At 62.1% G+C, this 15,919-nt stretch carries 15 protein-coding genes; 5 read left to right on the forward strand and 10 right to left on the reverse strand.

The features are described 5' to 3' along the window. Positions 1-9: 9 nt before the first annotated feature. From nagE to AB4N73_RS26675, 7 genes are all read right to left on the reverse strand, one after another. Positions 10-1,725 (reverse strand): N-acetylglucosamine-specific PTS transporter subunit IIBC, encoded by a 1,716-nt coding sequence (gene nagE / locus AB4N73_RS26645; protein WP_457264275.1) that lies wholly within the window; start codon positions 1,723-1,725, stop codon positions 10-12. A gap of 23 nt (positions 1,726-1,748) precedes the next feature. Further along, the gene (ptsP, locus tag AB4N73_RS26650) at positions 1,749-4,262 is read right to left on the reverse strand and encodes a phosphoenolpyruvate--protein phosphotransferase (protein ID WP_460142760.1); all 2,514 of its coding nucleotides are present in this window, start codon (positions 4,260-4,262) and stop codon (positions 1,749-1,751) included. Positions 4,263-4,296: 34 nt separating this feature from the next. Then, positions 4,297-5,319 carry an SIS domain-containing protein gene (locus tag AB4N73_RS26655; protein ID WP_460142761.1) on the reverse strand — a complete coding sequence of 341 codons (1,023 nt, stop codon included), beginning with the start codon at positions 5,317-5,319 and terminating at the stop codon, positions 4,297-4,299. Then, entirely contained in the window at positions 5,300-6,406 is a 1,107-nt protein-coding gene (nagA, locus tag AB4N73_RS26660; protein ID WP_460142762.1) for an N-acetylglucosamine-6-phosphate deacetylase, read from the reverse strand. Before nagA ends, AB4N73_RS26655 begins: the two co-directional genes overlap by 20 nt. A 40-nt stretch (positions 6,407-6,446) precedes the next feature. Further along, a complete protein-coding gene (locus AB4N73_RS26665) occupies positions 6,447-7,178 on the reverse strand; it encodes a GntR family transcriptional regulator (protein ID WP_460142763.1) in 732 nt (243 codons plus the stop codon). A 282-nt stretch (positions 7,179-7,460) separates the two neighbouring features. After that, a complete protein-coding gene (locus AB4N73_RS26670; protein WP_024011712.1) occupies positions 7,461-7,976 on the reverse strand; it encodes a L,D-transpeptidase family protein in 516 nt (171 codons plus the stop codon). Between the two features lie 74 nt (positions 7,977-8,050). Further along, positions 8,051-8,605 (reverse strand): NUDIX hydrolase, encoded by a 555-nt coding sequence (locus tag AB4N73_RS26675; protein ID WP_056783116.1) that lies wholly within the window; start codon positions 8,603-8,605, stop codon positions 8,051-8,053. Between the two features lie 147 nt (positions 8,606-8,752). Between AB4N73_RS26675 and AB4N73_RS26680 the strand changes: the two genes are divergently transcribed. The 5 genes from AB4N73_RS26680 to purT all read left to right on the forward strand — a co-directional run bounded on the left by AB4N73_RS26680 (position 8,753) and on the right by purT (position 12,030). Then, on the forward strand, positions 8,753-9,352 hold the full coding sequence (locus AB4N73_RS26680) for a CoA pyrophosphatase (protein ID WP_016771547.1): 600 nt from the start codon (positions 8,753-8,755) through the stop codon (positions 9,350-9,352). 38 nt (positions 9,353-9,390) lie between these two features. Beyond that, positions 9,391-9,915: a gamma carbonic anhydrase family protein gene (locus AB4N73_RS26685; RefSeq protein ID WP_016771546.1), complete on the forward strand. Its 525-nt coding sequence runs from the start codon at positions 9,391-9,393 to the stop codon at positions 9,913-9,915. Next, positions 9,912-10,127 (forward strand): DUF1289 domain-containing protein, encoded by a 216-nt coding sequence (locus AB4N73_RS26690; RefSeq protein WP_039759143.1) that lies wholly within the window; start codon positions 9,912-9,914, stop codon positions 10,125-10,127. Before AB4N73_RS26685 ends, AB4N73_RS26690 begins: the two co-directional genes overlap by 4 nt. Positions 10,128-10,280: 153 nt before the next feature. Beyond that, positions 10,281-10,748: a VUT family protein gene (locus tag AB4N73_RS26695; RefSeq protein WP_016771544.1), complete on the forward strand. Its 468-nt coding sequence runs from the start codon at positions 10,281-10,283 to the stop codon at positions 10,746-10,748. A gap of 100 nt (positions 10,749-10,848) precedes the next feature. Continuing rightward, positions 10,849-12,030, forward strand: coding sequence for a formate-dependent phosphoribosylglycinamide formyltransferase (gene purT, locus AB4N73_RS26700; protein ID WP_150742857.1), 1,182 nt, complete (start codon positions 10,849-10,851; stop codon positions 12,028-12,030). Between the two features lie 98 nt (positions 12,031-12,128). Here the strand turns inward: purT and AB4N73_RS26705 are convergent, their stop codons facing one another. The 3 genes from AB4N73_RS26705 to AB4N73_RS26715 all read right to left on the reverse strand — a co-directional run bounded on the left by AB4N73_RS26705 (position 12,129) and on the right by AB4N73_RS26715 (position 15,779). Beyond that, positions 12,129-13,445, reverse strand: a complete 1,317-nt coding sequence (locus tag AB4N73_RS26705; RefSeq protein ID WP_041478199.1) for an MFS transporter — start codon at positions 13,443-13,445, stop codon at positions 12,129-12,131. Between the two features lie 267 nt (positions 13,446-13,712). Then, positions 13,713-14,954 carry a CNNM domain-containing protein gene (locus AB4N73_RS26710; protein ID WP_310214366.1) on the reverse strand — a complete coding sequence of 414 codons (1,242 nt, stop codon included), beginning with the start codon at positions 14,952-14,954 and terminating at the stop codon, positions 13,713-13,715. Positions 14,955-14,966: 12 nt separating this feature from the next. Continuing rightward, positions 14,967-15,779: a cytochrome C assembly family protein gene (locus tag AB4N73_RS26715; RefSeq protein WP_016771539.1), complete on the reverse strand. Its 813-nt coding sequence runs from the start codon at positions 15,777-15,779 to the stop codon at positions 14,967-14,969. Positions 15,780-15,919: the final 140 nt, after the last annotated feature.

Below are 15,919 nucleotides of genomic sequence, written 5' to 3' on the forward strand. Positions count from 1 at the left end.
CCGCGCAGATCAAACCTGCGCGCGGATCTCCCCGCGACTCAGCAACGCCTCGATCGCGCCACTCAAACTCGCGGCCTTGTCCCCCACCAGCAAATGCCAGACGCCACCGTCCAACCGGCTGACACCCAGGCAGCCGAGCGCTTTGAGCTGCGCCTCGGACGGCGCCTTGGCATCGGCCAGTTGCAGGCGAATACGGGTCATGGCGATGCAATCGAGTTGCAGCACATTGTCGCGACCGCCCAGCGCATTCAGCCATTGCTGCGCCTCGTTGCGGGTAAGCGCGACAGTCGTCGGCTCATCGGCAACTACTACGGTTTCTGCCAAAGTTGTACGGCCCAGGGCAGGCATGGCCAAGCGAATCTCATCGGCAATGCTGTCAGCCAACGGCCCGACCACGACCTGCAAACTGCCGCCCTTGCCCGGGCGCACCACCGCCATCGCGCCCAGCGCTTTCAGCTCGGCATCCGAGGCCTTGTTGCGATCGACCATCTCAAGGCGCAGTCGGGTCGTGCAGGCGCCGACGGTGAGCAGATTCTCGGCGCCGCCCAAGGCTTTGATATACGCACTGGCGCGTTCGGTTTCCGAGAGCACGGCTTTTTCGGCGCTGGCGACGTCTTCGCGCCCCGGCGTCTTCAGGTTGAAACGACGGATACAGAAGTCGAAAACCAGGTAATAAATAACCGCGTAAGCCAGCCCGACCGGCACCACCAGCCAACCATTGGTCGACTTGCCCCAGCCGAGAATCATGTCGATGAAACCACCGGAAAAGGTGAAGCCCAGATGAATGTTCAGGGCGTTGGTGATCGCCATCGACAGCCCGGTCAGCAGCGCGTGCAGAAGGAACAGCAACGGCGCGAGAAACATGAAGGCGAATTCGATCGGCTCGGTCACACCGGTCAGAAACGAGGTCAGCGCCATCGACAGGAAGATCCCGCCCATCACCTTGCGCCGCTCTGGCAAAGCGTTGCGGTACATCGCCAGGCACGCGGCGGGCAGGCCGAAGATCATCATCGGGAACATGCCGGTCATGAACTGGCCGCCCTTCGGATCGCCGGCAAAATACCGCGACAGATCGCCGGTCACCAAGGCGCCCGTGGTCGGGTCGGTGAAGTTGCCGAAGACGAACCACGCCATGTTGTTGAGGATGTGGTGCAGGCCAGTGACGATCAGCAGGCGGTTGAACACGCCGAAGACGAAGGCGCCGATGCTGCCGCTTTCCATCATCAGCGCGCCGAACGCGTTGATGCCCTGCTGGATCGGCGGCCAGATATAGCCGAACAGCACGCCCAGCCCCACCGCTGCAAAACCGGTGACGATCGGCACAAAACGGCGGCCACCGAAGAACGCCAGGTACTCCGGCAGCTTGATGTCCTTGAAGCGGTTGTACAGCGCACCGGCCATCAGGCCGCTGACGATCCCGGCGAGCATGCCCATGTTGATGCTCGCATCGAGCACCTTGAGCGTGGAGATCATCACCAGATAACCGATCACTCCGGCCAGGCCGGCGGTGCCGTTGTTGTCTTTGGCGAAACCGACGGCGATGCCGATGGCAAAGATCATCGCCAGGTTGGCGAAGATCACTTGCCCGGCATCGTGAATGATCGCGATGTTCAACAGGTCCGTGTCGCCCAGGCGCAGCAGCAGGCCGGCAATCGGCAGGATCGCGATCGGCAGCATCAGCGCGCGGCCCAGGCGTTGCAGGCCTTCGATGAAGAGTTGGTACATGGCGTTTGTCCTTTTTGTTTTTGTTAGCGCAGAGGCCAATGTTGATGACAGGCGTGGCGAACGGCAGCGGCGCTGGCCAGCTTGAGCAGGTCGCGGCTCAGGCGCTGACATTCGGCTTCATGCAGCTGACGCACGCGGTCCTTGATTTCACCGATCTGCACCGGGCTCACCGACAGTTCGGTGACGCCCAGGCCGATCAGCACCGGCGTCGCCAACGGGTCGGAGGCGAGGGCGCCGCAGACGCCGACCCAGCGCTTGTGTACCGCCGCACCCTCGCAGGTCATGGCGATCAGGCGCAGCAACGCCGGGTGCAGGGCATCGACCCGCGCCGCCAGCCCGGCGTGATCGCGGTCCATGGCCAGGGTGTATTGCGACAGATCGTTGGTGCCGATCGAGAGGAAGTCGGCGTGTTCGGCCAGTTGCTCGGCTTGCAGCGCGGCGGCGGGGACTTCGATCATCACGCCGATTTCCGGGCGCTCGGTAATCCCCAGCTCCAGACACAAGGCATCGACGCGCTGGCGGATGTGCAGCAGCTCGTCGACCTCGGTGACCATCGGCAACAGAATCCGGCAACGCGGCAACGGCTTGACCTGCAACAGCGCGCGCAGTTGCTGATCGAGAATTTCCGGGCGCGCCTGCGCCAGACGAATGCCGCGCAATCCGAGCACCGGGTTGGCCTCGGCGGGCAGTGGCAGGTAGTCGAGTTGCTTGTCGCCACCGACGTCGATGGTGCGGATGATCACCGACTTGTCGCCCATGGCATCGATCACCGCTTGATAGGCGCTGCGCTGTTCTTCGACGTCGGGTGCCGTCTGGCGATCGACGAAGAGAAACTCGGTGCGCAACAGGCCTACACCATCAGCACCGTTGGCAAATGCGTCTGCCGCTTCGCTGCTTGAGGCGACGTTGGCGACCACTTCGATGTGCACGCCATTGCGCGTTTCAGCGGGTAAATGGGCTTTGGCCTGTTGGCTTTCGCGACGCTGCCGGCGCTCGATCTGCGCCTGTTGAACTTCGCTCAGGCGCTCGGCGTTTGGCGTCAATTCGAGGCGCCCGTCGTCAGCGTCGAGCACCACGGCTTGATCTTGCGGCTGCTCAAGCAATTGCGCGCCCAAAGCGACGATGCACGGCAGACCTTTGCCGCGCGCCAGAATCGCTACGTGGGAAGTCGCGCCGCCCTCGGCCATGCACAACCCGGCGACGCCTTGCGCGCTGAGTTGCAGCAGATCCGACGGCGTCAGTTCATGGGCGGCAACGATGGCGCCGGCCGGAACCTGGTATCCCCAGGCCTCGCCAAGCAGAGCGCGCAGGACGCGTTGCTTGAGGTCGCGCAAATCGTTGGCACGTTCGGCCAGCAGCGGACTGCCGGTGCCTTGCAGCATGTCGCACTGCGTGTCGATCGACTGACTCCAGGCGTGCGTCGCTGCGGTGCCTTGCGCGATGAATTGCTGCGCGGCGTCGAGCAGGGCCGGGTCTTCAAGCAGCGCCATGTGTGCGGCGAAGATCGCTTCTTCGTCGGCGTTCCTGTGCTTTTTCGCTTGGGCGAGGGTGGCAGCGATTTCGCTGCGCACCGCGTTCAATGCCGCTTCAAGAATCGGCTGCTGTTGCACCGGATCGTGGTTGCCCGCATCCGCCGGCAAGGTGATCGCGTTCAAGCGAAACAGCGGCCCGGCGACCAGCCCCGGCGCCGCGCAGACACCGTGCAACACGCCAGCCTCGGCCGGGCGTTTCAGCGCGGCTGTGGTGGTCGGCGCTTGCGCGTGATGATCGTCCGGCAGCGCCGTGGCCAATGCGCTGAGCAGAGCTTGCAATGCGGCATCGGCGTCCGGCCCCTGACAACTGACGTGCACCTCATCCTGCTCGCCAATGGCCAGACCCATCAAACCGATCAGGCTGTTGCACGGCGCCGATTTACCGTTGAAGTGCAGCTGTGAATGGCTGCTGAAACCCTGGGCGGTCTGGCGGATCAGTGCAGCCGGGCGCGCATGCAAGCCGCCGCGATGAGCGACCTGCACTTGACCACGAACCTCTGGCCCAGCGCTTATATCGGTATTCGCCGCGACAACATTGCGCGCGATGATGTGCAGCAGCGGCTCGCCGACTTTCACTGTTTTGAGGGTGATCGGCCGTACCTGAAAATCCGCGCTGTTGGTCAGGATCAACAGGCTGACCAGGCTTTTGCAGTGCTGGCCGACCTTGTCCAGGTCATAGCGCAGCAGCGGCTGACCGAGGCTGACGCGATCGCTTTCCTTGACCAGCATGGCGAAACCTTCACCGTTCAATTCAACGGTGTCGAGACCCAGATGCAGGAGGATTTCCGCACCGTTGTCGGCGCGCACGGTCACCGCATGGCTGCTGCGCGCGACGTGGATGACCACGCCGGCGCAGGGCGAATACAGCGTGTCGTTGAGCGGGTCGATGGCGATGCCGTCGCCCATCGCGCCACTGGCGAACACCGCGTCCGGGACGTTGGCGAGCGTCAGCACCGGGCCGCTGAGCGGGGCGCTGAGGGTCAGCTCTTTATTGTTGTCGGGCATGGCTGGGTCTCATCAGATGTGCAGTCAGTCGGACTTAATGCGTGCGGGTCACTTTGCTCAAATGGCGCGGCTGATCCGGGTCCATGCCCCGCGCCACGGCCAGGCCTGCGGCCATCACGTAGAAACTCTGGATCGCCAGAATCGGGTCGAGGGCCGGGTGTTCGGCGCGGCTCAGGGTCAGGTCGCGTTCGCTGACGTCATCCGGCGCGGCGAGCAAGACCCGGGCGCCGCGCTGGCGCATTTCCGCCGCCAGACTCAGCAGGCCGGCCTGCTCGGCGCCGCGTGGGGCGAACACCAGCAGCGGATAGTGTTCGTCGATCAGTGCCATCGGGCCGTGACGGACTTCGGCGCTGCTGAAGGCTTCGGCCTGAATCGCCGAGGTTTCCTTGAATTTCAGCGCCGCTTCCTGGGCAATCGCGAAACCGGCGCCACGGCCGATCACCATCAGGCGCTCGCAATCGCGCAGGGCTTCGATGGCCACGCTCCAGTCCTGTTTCGCCGCTTCGCGCAGGCCTTCTGGCAGCGCATCGTGGGCTTGCAGCAATTCGCTGTCCTCTTTCCAGTGCGCGATCAAGCGCGCGCTGGCGCTGAGGGTGGCGATAAAGCTCTTGGTCGCGGCGACGCTGCTTTCCGTGCCGGCGAGCAGCGGCAGGCTGAATTCACAGGCCGCTTCGAGTGGCGAATCGGCAGCGTTAACCATCGACACGCTCAGCGCGCCACGCTTGCGCAACAGGCGCAGGCTGTTGACCAGATCCGGGCTCTGCCCCGACTGCGAAAACGCAAAGGCGGCCTGACCGCTGACTTTCAGCGGCGCCTGCTGCATGGTCACCACCGACATCGGCAACGAGGCCACCGGCACGCCCAGTTGCTGCATGGTCAGGTAGGCGAAGTAGCTCGCCGCGTGGTCGGAGCTGCCACGGGCGACGGTCATCGCCACTTGCGGTGGCTGCCGGCGCAGGCGCCCGGCGATCTCGATCATCGGCGCGTCGAGCTGTTGCAGTTGGGCTTGCACGGCCTCGAACGAGGACAGCGCCTCTTCAAGCATTTTTGAAGTCAATGTCTTCTCCTTCGACCATGACGGCGGTCAGTGTGAGTGAGCGATCGAGCCGCACGCAGTCGGCCCAGGCGCCGGGGGCAAGGCGCCCGCGTTCGGTGATGCCGAGATAGTCGGCGGGAAATTGCGACAGACGCTGCGAGGCTTCGCTGATCGGCAGGCCGATCTTCACCAGATTGCGCAGGGCCTGATCCATGGTCAGCGTGCTGCCGGCCAGCGTGCCGTCGGGCAGACGCACGCCGCCCAGGCATTTGGTCACGGTGTGGCTGCCAAGCTTGTATTCACCGTCGGGCATGCCGGCGGCGGCGGTCGAATCGGTGACGCAATACAGGCACGGGATCGAACGCAGGGCCACGCGAATGGCGCCGGGGTGTACGTGCAGCAGATCGGGAATCAGCTCGGCGTATTTGGCGTGGGCCAGTGCTGCGCCGACGATGCCCGGCTCGCGGTGATGCAGCGGGCTCATGGCGTTGTAGAGGTGGGTGAAACTGCTGGCACCGGCAGCCAGCGCGGCGACGCCTTCCTCGTAGCTGCCGAGGGTGTGGCCGATCTGCATGCGGATGCCACGGCTGCTCAGCTCGCGAATCAATGCATCGTGACCGGCGATTTCCGGGGCAATGGTGATGACGCGGATCGGTGCCAGCGCCAGATACTCTTTGACTTCTGCCATCAACGCGGTGTGGGCGAAGTTCGGTTGAGCGCCGAGTTTTCCCGGGTTGATGTACGGGCCTTCAAGGTGCACTCCGAGAACACGCGCGGCGCCTTTCGGACGCTGTTCACAGAATTGTCCTACCTCTTTCAGGACATTTGAGATCTCCGCGCTCGGCGCAGTCATGGTCGTGGCCAACAGCGAGGTGGTGCCAAAGCGCACGTGGGTTTTGCTGATGGTTTCGAAGGCTTCTGCGCCTTCCATGATGTCTTTGCCGCCGCCGCCATGCACATGCAGGTCGATGAAACCCGGCAGCAGATAGGGCAGATCGTTAGCCGCCGGATCGCAGGGCACGCCTTCGATCGACACGATCTTGCCGTGTTCGTGAATCAGCCGGCCGCGAACCCAGCCGCTGGCGGTGAGGATGTTGTCTTCGGACATTTTCGTTCTCGCTTGGGGCCGCGCTCAGCGGCGCGGCTCTTTATCTACGAAGCTCTGCAACAAAGTCGTAGTAGTCGTTGCGGCAATAGGTGTCGGTGACTTCGATCGGTGTGTTGTCTTCCAGATAGCCGACCCGGGTCATCAGCAGCATGGCGGTGCCGGGGGCGATACCGACCAGTGCGGCGAATTCGTCCGAGGCGTTGATTGCCTGGATGTGCTGAAGGGCGCGGACGATCGGTTTGCCGATGCCGTCGAGGTATTCGTACAGCGAATCGCCCACCGCTTGCGGCCTGGGCATGATCGACGCGGGCAGGGTGCTCATCTCGATCGCCATGACCGTGTCATCGGCTTTGCGCAGGCGCTTCATGCGCGCCACCTTGTCGGTCGGCGACAGGCCGAGGCGGATCAGTTCTTCGTGGGTTGGGAGGGTGATCTCCCGCTCCAGCCATTTCGAACTCGGCACGAAACCTTTCAGGCGCAGCATCTCGCTGAAGCCGGAAAGACGCGACAGTGGTTGTTCCAGGCGTGGGGTGATGAACGTGCCCGAGCCTTGCAGGCGGCGGATCAGGCCTTGCTCGAGCAAGACTTCCAGCGCCTTGCGTGCGGTGACCCGGGAGATGCCGAGCTGGTCGCTGAGATTGCGCTCGGACGGCATCGCCTGTTCGGCCTTCCACTGCCCGGCATGAATCGCCGCTTCCAGATTGCGCGCCAGTTGCAAGTACAGCGGCGTCGGCTGGGAATCGTCGGGACGTAGGGGCTGGAGGTCGTTCATGTAGGTCGTTTCCGTCGCGAGTATAGGATTGTTGTGGCTCGCTTGTGCAATGGAAGCTAATACCACTTGAATACCATGTCAACGCGATGAACCGGCGTATGACCCAATGGATTGGCGGTTTTCAGGGGGCAGTGTTTAAAGTGGTATTAGTGATGGCCTATAAAAAGCAAAAGATCGCAGCCTGCGACAGCTTCTACAGTTGAGAGTGGTATCACCCCTGTAGGCGCCGTCGCAGGCTGCGATCTTTTGATTTATTTTTTTTGCGGTGACCAGCGGTCGAGGTTACGGACGAATCTCGATCATCGTGCCGTCCGGTACCAGATTCCAAACTTCACGCATGTCGACGTTGCGCATGGCGATGCAGCCGTCGGTCCAGTCGAGGGTATGGAACAGCTGTTCCGGATTGTCTGCCGAGTCCGGGGTGCCGTGGATCATGATCATCCCGCCAGGCTCAACGCCTTCACGACGCGCGCGGGCGGCATCGCTGATGTTCGGGTAGGAGATGTGCATCGACAGGTTGAATTTGTCGCTGGTCTTGCGCCAGTCGATCCAATAGAAACCTTCGGGTGTGCGTTTGTCACCCTCGATCAGTTTCGGGCCTTTCTTCGCGCCCTTGCCCAAGGAAATGCGATAGGTCTTCAGCGGCTTGCCGTCGGCAATCAGCTGCAGTTGATGGGCTGATTTGAGTACCAGGACTTTTTCGATCAGTGGAGTGTTCGAGGGCGTCACGGTGGTCACGAATGACGCTTGTGAAACGCTGACGAACGACAGGCACAGCAGGGCAAGCAACCAGCGCATTGAAACGATTCCCCAGGGAGTGACGCAATCAGGTTTTAGGTAGGAGCTGCCGAAGGCTGCGATCTTTTGATCTTCTAGCCAACAATCACCGGCTGAACCAATGGCGGAATCGATTCCGAACGAACCGGATACTTCTCGACGCGCCGATCAGCGAAGAAGCATTCTAAGGTACGCCCGACCGTGCGGAAAGCCAGCTCGTCCCAGGGAATGTCGGCTTCTTCGAACAGCTGCACTTCAAGGCTTTCCGGCCCGGCCGCATACTGCAGATCAGCCAGTTCGGCGCGAAAGAACACATGTACCTGGCTGATGTGCGGCACATCGATCAGCGTGTAAATGCTCAGGTTGCGCACCCGGGCGCAGGCTTCTTCGGCGGTTTCGCGGATGGCGGCCTGCTCGATGGTCTCGCCGTTTTCCATGAAACCGGCAGGCAGCGTCCAGTAACCGAGACGCGGCTCGATGGCGCGGCGGCAGAGCAGCACTTTCGTCCCCCACGTCGGCACGCACCCGGCGACGATATTGGGGTTCTGGTAGTGAATGGTCTGACAGCTGTCGCAGACAAATCGCAGCCGCGAGTCGCCTTCGGGAATGCGCTGGGTGACCGGGTTACCGCAGTGGCTGCAAAATTTCATGCTCGGGTTCCTGAATGCTGCGCCTATCTTGGCGTGCAGCGGGGCCGGTCGGCAAGTTGTCGTTTCGCGACACGACGGGTTTCGGGGGCTTGGGCGCTCGCTTTGATTGGTGCATGATGCGGAGCAAGGCACCGATCGAGAACACTCATGCTGGACGAGCTACTGCATAGGGTAAGCAACCACACACCGCGCACGCTGGAGACCGACGCACGTTTTCCCGAAGCCGCCGTGCTGGTGCCGATCACCCGCAGTGACGAACCGGAACTGGTCCTGACCCTGCGCGCCAGCGGGCTTTCGACCCACGGCGGCGAGGTCGCCTTCCCCGGAGGGCGCCGCGACCCGGAAGACCCCGACCTCATATTCACCGCCCTGCGTGAAGCCGAAGAAGAAATCGGCCTGCCGCCGGGTCTGGTCGAAGTCATCGGCCCGCTGAGTCCGCTGATTTCCCTGCACGGCATCAAGGTAACGCCGTATGTCGGGGTGATTCCCGACTTTGTCGAATACCAGCCCAACGATGCCGAGATCGCCGCCGTCTTCAGCGTACCGCTGGAATTCTTCCGCAAGGACCCGCGCGAGCATACCCATCGCATCGACTATCAGGGCCGCAGCTGGTACGTGCCGAGCTATCGCTTCGGCGAGTACAAGATCTGGGGCCTGACGGCGATCATGATCGTCGAGTTGATCAACCTGCTCTATGACGCCAAAATCAGCCTGCACCGACCGCCGAAAAGTTTTATCGATACCTGAGCCGTCGTTCGAACGGCCGTGAGCCCGAGGAAAACGAAATGAAATACCGCCTGGGCGACGCCCGTGTCGAAACCCATCCACAGAGCTGGGTCGCGCCCAATGCCGTGCTGGTGGGCAAGGTTCGTCTGGAAGAGGGCGCCAACGTCTGGTTCAACGCCGTATTGCGCGGCGACAACGAACTGATCCTCATCGGCAAGAACAGCAACGTGCAGGACGGCACGGTAATGCACACCGACATGGGCTACCCACTGACCATCGGTACCGGCGTGACCATCGGCCACAACGCGATGCTCCACGGCTGCACGGTCGGCGATTACAGTCTGATCGGCATCAACGCGGTGATTCTCAATGGCGCGAAGATCGGCAAGAACTGCATCATCGGCGCCAATTCCCTGATCGGCGAAGGCAAGGAAATTCCCGACGGTTCGCTGGTGATGGGCTCGCCGGGCAAGGTCGTGCGTGAACTGACCGAGGCGCAAAAGAAGATGCTCGAAGCCAGCGCCGCGCACTATGTGCATAACTCGCAGCGTTACGCCCGCGATCTGGTCGAGCAGGAACAATGACGACTGTTGAACGACCAGTCGCGTCTCCGTGTGTGAATATCTGCGCGCTGGATGAAGATGACGTTTGTACCGGGTGCCAGCGCACGGTCGCGGAGATCACCCGCTGGGGCCGCATGAACAATGACGAGCGCCGCGTGGTGCTGGGGTTGTGTCATGAACGGGCGAAAGCGAGTGGATTGGTCTGGATGATTCCCGCGAAGTCAGGCGTCTGAACCACCGCTTTCGCGAGCAGGCTCGCTCCCACTTTGAAATGCATTCAAATGTGGGAGCGAGCCTGCTCGCGAAGACGTCGGTCCTGTCACCGCACCTATTGGCGCAATACCAGCGCTCAAGTAACCTGTGCGCCAAATCGACAGGCCGCCCCCATGATCTTTCTCATCGCCTACATCAGCAGCGTCGTGCTGATCAACTTCGCCTTTTCCACCGCACCGCACCTGGACATCATCTGGTCGGCCTGGGGCGGGCTGGTGTTCGTGCTGCGCGACATGGTGCAAACGCGCTTCGGTCACGGCGCGATCGTGGCGATGCTGGCGGCGCTGGTGCTTTCCTACATCACTTCCGACCCTTCCATCGCGCTGGCCAGCGCCACGGCGTTCGCGGTCTCCGAGTGCATCGACTGGCTGGTGTTCAGCATCACCAAGCGGCCATTGCGTGATCGTCTGTGGATCAGTTCGGCGCTGAGTATTCCACTGGATACCTTCATCTTCTTCGGCATGATCGACGCCTTGACGCCGCCGGTGATCATCACCGCGCTGGCCTCGAAGTTCGCCGGCGTCACCGCCGTCTGGCTGATCATGGCCTGGCGTGATCGCAAACAGGCTGTCGCCAGCTGAAGCCAAACCCTCGGGTTCATGTAAAATGCCGCGCTTTCTCCCCATGGAAAGCGCACCTGCGTGGCTTTCCTCGATGATCCGCTTCCTTTGAGGACCTGAGATGACCCGTATCGGAACTCCATTGTCGCCAACCGCGACCCGCGTATTGCTGTGTGGCTGTGGTGAGTTGGGCAAGGAAGTGGTAATCGAACTGCAGCGCCTGGGCGTTGAAGTGGTTGCCGTCGACCGCTACGCCAACGCGCCGGCCATGCAAGTCGCCCATCGCAGCCACGTGATCAACATGCTCGACGGCGCCGCCCTGCGTGCAGTCATCGAAGCCGAGAAGCCGCACTTCATCGTGCCGGAAATCGAAGCCATCGCCACCGCCACGCTGGTCGAGCTGGAAGCCGAAGGCTTCACCGTGATTCCGACCGCGCGTGCGGCGCAACTGACCATGAACCGCGAAGGTATTCGTCGTCTGGCTGCCGAAGAGTTGGATCTGCCGACTTCGCCGTACCACTTTGCCGACACCTTCGAGGACTACAGCAAAGCCGTTCAGGACCTGGGTTTCCCCTGCGTGGTCAAGCCGGTAATGAGTTCGTCGGGCAAGGGTCAGAGCCTGCTGCGCAGCGCCGATGATGTGCAAAAAGCCTGGGATTACGCGCAAGAGGGCGGTCGCGCCGGCAAAGGTCGGGTGATCATCGAAGGTTTCATCGATTTCGATTACGAAATCACCCTGCTGACCGTGCGCCACATTGGCGGCACCACGTTCTGCGCACCGGTCGGTCACCGTCAGGAGAAGGGTGACTATCAGGAATCCTGGCAGCCGCAGGCCATGAGCCCGATTGCTCTGGCTGAATCCGAGCGTGTTGCCAAAGCTGTGACGGAAGCGCTGGGTGGCCGTGGTCTGTTCGGCGTCGAGCTGTTCATCAAGGGCGACCAGGTGTGGTTCAGCGAAGTCTCGCCACGGCCGCATGACACCGGGCTGGTGACGCTGATTTCTCAGGACCTGTCGCAGTTCGCCCTGCATGCCCGCGCCATTCTCGGCCTGCCGGTACCGCTGATCCGTCAGTTCGGCCCGTCGGCGTCGGCAGTGATTCTGGTTGAAGGCCAGTCGACCCAGACCGCATTCGCCAATCTGGGCGCTGCGTTGAGCGAGCCGGATACCGCGCTGCGTCTGTTCGGCAAGCCGGAAGTGAACGGTCAGCGCCGCATGGGCGTGGCGCTGGCGCGGGATGAGTCGATCGAGGCTGCTCGCGCCAAGGCGACCCGTGCGTCGCAGGCGGTTGTTGTCGAGCTGTAAACCGGGTCGCGGCATCCATTCGCGAGCAGGCTCGCTCCCACATTTGGAATGCATTTCCCTGTGGGAGCGAGCCTGCTCGCGAAGCTCTTGATCTTCTGTCAGGCAACCTGATTCAGATCGTTATTGCGCGTCTCCTTCAAACACAACACCGCGATCAGGCTCAACACCGCTGCCGCCGACACATACCCGCCGACATAGCTCAACCCGCCCATCGCCACCAGTTTCTGCGCAAAGAACGGCGCCGCCGAGGCCCCGACGATGCCGCCCAGGTTGTACGCCGCTGAAGCGCCGGTATAACGCACGTGGGTCGGAAACAGCTCAGGCAACAGCGCGCCCATCGGTGCGAATGTCACGCCCATCAAAAACAACTCGATGCACAGAAACAGCGCCACGCCCCAGGTCGAGCCCTGCGTCAGCAACGGTTCCATCAGGAATCCGGACAGAATCGCCAGCACACCACCGATGATCAGCACCGGTTTGCGCCCGTAACGATCGCTGGCCCAAGCGGATAATGGCGTCGCTGCGGCCATGAACAACACGGCAAAGCACAGCAGGCCCAAGAACGTTTCGCGGCTATAACCCAGCGTGGCCACGCCGTAGCTCAGGGAAAATACCGTCGAAATGTAGAACAGCGCATAGCACACCACCATCGCCGCCGCACCGAGCAAGGTCGGCGCCCAGTATTGGCTGAACAACTCGACCAGCGGCACTTTCACTCGCTCCTGACGGGCGATCGCATTGGCGAACACTGGCGTTTCATGCAATTTGAGGCGCACATACAGGCCGACCATCACCAGCGCCGCGCTGAGCAGAAACGGAATGCGCCAGCCCCAGCTGCGGAACTGTTCATCATCCAGCGTCATCGCCAGGGTCAGGAACAGGCCGTTGGCTGCAAGAAAACCAATCGATGGCCCGAGCTGCGGGAACATGCCGAACCACGCGCGTTTGCCCTTCGGCGCGTTCTCCGTAGCCAGTAGCGCCGCACCGCCCCATTCGCCGCCAAGGCCCAGGCCCTGACCGAAACGCAGCACGCACAGCAGAATCGGCGCCCAGGCACCAATGCTGTCGTAGCCCGGTAGCACGCCAATCAAGGTGGTGCACACGCCCATCAACAGCAGCGAGGCGACCAGCGTCGATTTACGGCCGATACGGTCGCCGAAGTGGCCAAACAGTGCCGAACCCAGTGGTCGGGCGAGGAAGGCAATGCCGAAAGTGAGAAACGCCGAAAGCATCTGCGCCGTGCCGGAGGTCTGCGGAAAGAACACCGGCCCGATCACCAGCGCCGCAGCAGTGGCGTAAACGTAGAAGTCGTAGAACTCGATAGCAGTGCCGATAAAGCTTGCCGTGGCCACGCGGGTGGCGGAATTGGTCGGCTGGGCAGGCGCGGTTTCGCTGTAAGCGGTATGGGTCGTCATGCGGTGATCCCTGACAGTCATGAGCTCCAGTGGAGCGAATTATTATGGTGGAACACCCAGGGATGTGGGGTAGGGCGCGAGCGCTGTTTCGAGTAGGAACAGTCGTCGGTTTGCAGCGGAAACAGTCAGGATCCGGGCAGTGCCGGGTAAGCACAGGGATCGACGGCGCTTGGGTAAGCGCCTCGATTATAGGAAGGGGGCTAACGATCAAACAAGCGCAAAAGATCGCAGGGTAGGAGCTGCCGAAGGCTGCGATCTTTTGATCTTCTATCGAGCAGGCACCAGAGCAGGCACCGATGAGGTCAGCCAGATCAGCACCTTGCTCACCCGGTTCTCTTCGGTCTCGAGGATTTCCAGTCGATAACGCCCGATCTTCAGGCACACCGCGCTTTCCGGAATGGTTTCCAGCGCTTCGGTGACCAGGCCGTTCAGGGTCTTCGGCCCGTCGCTCGGCAGGTGCCAGCCCAGGCACTTGTTCAGGTCGCGGATCGACGCGGCGCCATCGATCACCATTCGACCGTCGGCCTGGGGATGAATGTGCGGATTGTCGAGGCTGTGCTCGCTTTCGAATTCGCCGACGATTTCTTCGAGAATGTCTTCAAGGGTGACGATGCCCAGCACTTCACCGTACTCGTCCACGACCATGCCGAGACGGCGTTGCTGTTTGTGGAAGTTCAGCAGTTGCAATTGCAGCGGCGTGCTTTCCGGGACGAAGTAGGGCTCGTAGCTGGCGGCCAGCAGCGCCTCGCGGGTCAATCCGCCGTTGCTCAGCAAATGGCCGATCTGGCGAGTGTTGAGCACCGCTTCGACCTGATTGATGTCACTGTGAAACACCGGCAGACGCGTGCGCTTGTTCTCGCGCAGTTGCTCGATGATCTCTTCGATCGGATCGTCGAGGTTGATGCCGTCGACGTCACTGCGCGGCACCAGAATGTCGTTGACCGTGATGTTGTCCAGCGCATGAATGCCCGACACCGGGTGGGCGCGGACCGGATGTTCGGGATCATCATCGTGATCGGCCGGCAACTCGTCCTCGCTCTGTTGCACCACCTGAGCCTTGCGCGTGAACGGGGTCAGCAGCAAAGCGCTGACCCGGCTGAACAGCCACGCGAACGGGTAGACGATTTTCATCGGTACGGCCAGCAGGGCATTGCCGAACGCCAGCACGGCGTCGGGATAGCGCCGGGCCAAAGTGCGCGGGAAATAATCGGCGAACACCAGCAGGATGGCACCGGCGCCAAGGCAGGCCGCCCACGGGCCATTTTCTTCGCAGAGAAAAATCGCCAGCAGCGTCGCGAGGATCACGGCGAGGGCGCGGCACAGGGTGTTGCAGAGGATAAGGCTGTCGAGCGGGAAGCTCAGCTTCGCCAGCGGCTTGTCGCTGGCGCGCGAGGCGATACGTTGCGCGAGCAGGTGCTGCTGCGCGATTTCGACGGCGGTAAACAGCCCTGACCATAAGATCAGCAGGACAAATACCGCGAGCATCGGCCCTATGGGCAAACCGTCCATTTATGCCGCCCGTCAGATGTGCAGTATGTATTCACGAACCAGTTTGCTGCCGAAGTACGCCAGCATCAGCAGGCAGAAACCGGCGAGGGTCCAGCGAATCGCTTTGTGGCCGCGCCAGCCCAGACGGTTGCGACCCCACAACAGCACGCTGAAGACGATCCATGCCAGACAGGCCAGCAGGGTCTTGTGCACCAGATGCTGGGCGAACAGATTCTCAACGAACAGCCAACCGGAAATCAGCGACAGCGACAGCAGCGTCCAGCCGGCCCAGAGAAAGCCGAACAGCAGGCTTTCCATGGTTTGCAGGGGCGGAAAGTTCTTGATCAGTCCGGACGGGTGCTTGTGCTTGAGCTGATGGTCCTGAACCAGCAGCAGCAACGCCTGGAACACGGCGATGGTGAACATGCCGTAGGCGAGGATCGACAATAGAATGTGCGCGAGAATGCCCGGCTCTTCGTCGATGATCTGCACTGTGCCGGTCGGCGCGAACTGCGCCAGCAATACCGTGATCGCACCGAGCGGGAACAGCAGCACCAGCAGGTTTTCCACCGGGATCCGCGAACAGGCCAGCAGAGTCAGGGCAATCACCGCAGCGGCAATCAGGCTGGACGCGCTGAAGAAGTCCAGGCCGAGGCCGATCGGGGTCAATAGATGAGTAAGCAGGCTGGCGCCGTGGGCGAGCACGGCAAATACGCCGAGGCTGACCAGCAGGCGCTTGTTCGCCTTGGCGCCGGTGGCCAGGCGGGTACTTTGATAGACGGTCGCAGCGGCATAGAGCAGGGCGGCGGCGAGGGTGGTCAGCAAACTGGGTGACAAGGGGAGCATAAATCCTGTTAGGCGAGCCCGAAAGGCGCTGAGTTTGGCATAGAACCGGCACGGCACGAAAGACTCCGCAAGCTGACAGCGAGGTGTCCGCCGGCCGCAGTCTTCGCTATAATCCGCGACCTGCCCACGCCGCAGGCTCG

It is taken from the genome of Pseudomonas sp. S3_B08 (genome assembly GCF_054667725.1).

What these genes read in the sequence shown, in the direction of transcription:
- nagE (WP_457264275.1), bottom strand. Translation starts at nt 1,725, where the DNA reads ATGTACCAACTCTTCATCGAAGGCCTGCAACGCCTGGGCCGCGCGCTG.
- ptsP (WP_460142760.1), bottom strand. Translation starts at nt 4,262, where the DNA reads ATGCCCGACAACAATAAAGAGCTGACCCTCAGCGCCCCGCTCAGCGGC.
- nagA (WP_460142762.1), bottom strand. Translation starts at nt 6,406, where the DNA reads ATGTCCGAAGACAACATCCTCACCGCCAGCGGCTGGGTTCGCGGCCGG.
- AB4N73_RS26665 (WP_460142763.1), bottom strand. Translation starts at nt 7,178, where the DNA reads ATGAACGACCTCCAGCCCCTACGTCCCGACGATTCCCAGCCGACGCCG.
- AB4N73_RS26670 (WP_024011712.1), bottom strand. Translation starts at nt 7,976, where the DNA reads ATGCGCTGGTTGCTTGCCCTGCTGTGCCTGTCGTTCGTCAGCGTTTCA.
- AB4N73_RS26675 (WP_056783116.1), bottom strand. Translation starts at nt 8,605, where the DNA reads ATGAAATTTTGCAGCCACTGCGGTAACCCGGTCACCCAGCGCATTCCC.
- AB4N73_RS26680 (WP_016771547.1), top strand. Translation starts at nt 8,753, where the DNA reads ATGCTGGACGAGCTACTGCATAGGGTAAGCAACCACACACCGCGCACG.
- AB4N73_RS26685 (WP_016771546.1), top strand. Translation starts at nt 9,391, where the DNA reads ATGAAATACCGCCTGGGCGACGCCCGTGTCGAAACCCATCCACAGAGC.
- AB4N73_RS26690 (WP_039759143.1), top strand. Translation starts at nt 9,912, where the DNA reads ATGACGACTGTTGAACGACCAGTCGCGTCTCCGTGTGTGAATATCTGC.
- AB4N73_RS26695 (WP_016771544.1), top strand. Translation starts at nt 10,281, where the DNA reads ATGATCTTTCTCATCGCCTACATCAGCAGCGTCGTGCTGATCAACTTC.
- purT (WP_150742857.1), top strand. Translation starts at nt 10,849, where the DNA reads ATGACCCGTATCGGAACTCCATTGTCGCCAACCGCGACCCGCGTATTG.
- AB4N73_RS26705 (WP_041478199.1), bottom strand. Translation starts at nt 13,445, where the DNA reads ATGACGACCCATACCGCTTACAGCGAAACCGCGCCTGCCCAGCCGACC.
- AB4N73_RS26710 (WP_310214366.1), bottom strand. Translation starts at nt 14,954, where the DNA reads ATGGACGGTTTGCCCATAGGGCCGATGCTCGCGGTATTTGTCCTGCTG.
- AB4N73_RS26715 (WP_016771539.1), bottom strand. Translation starts at nt 15,779, where the DNA reads ATGCTCCCCTTGTCACCCAGTTTGCTGACCACCCTCGCCGCCGCCCTG.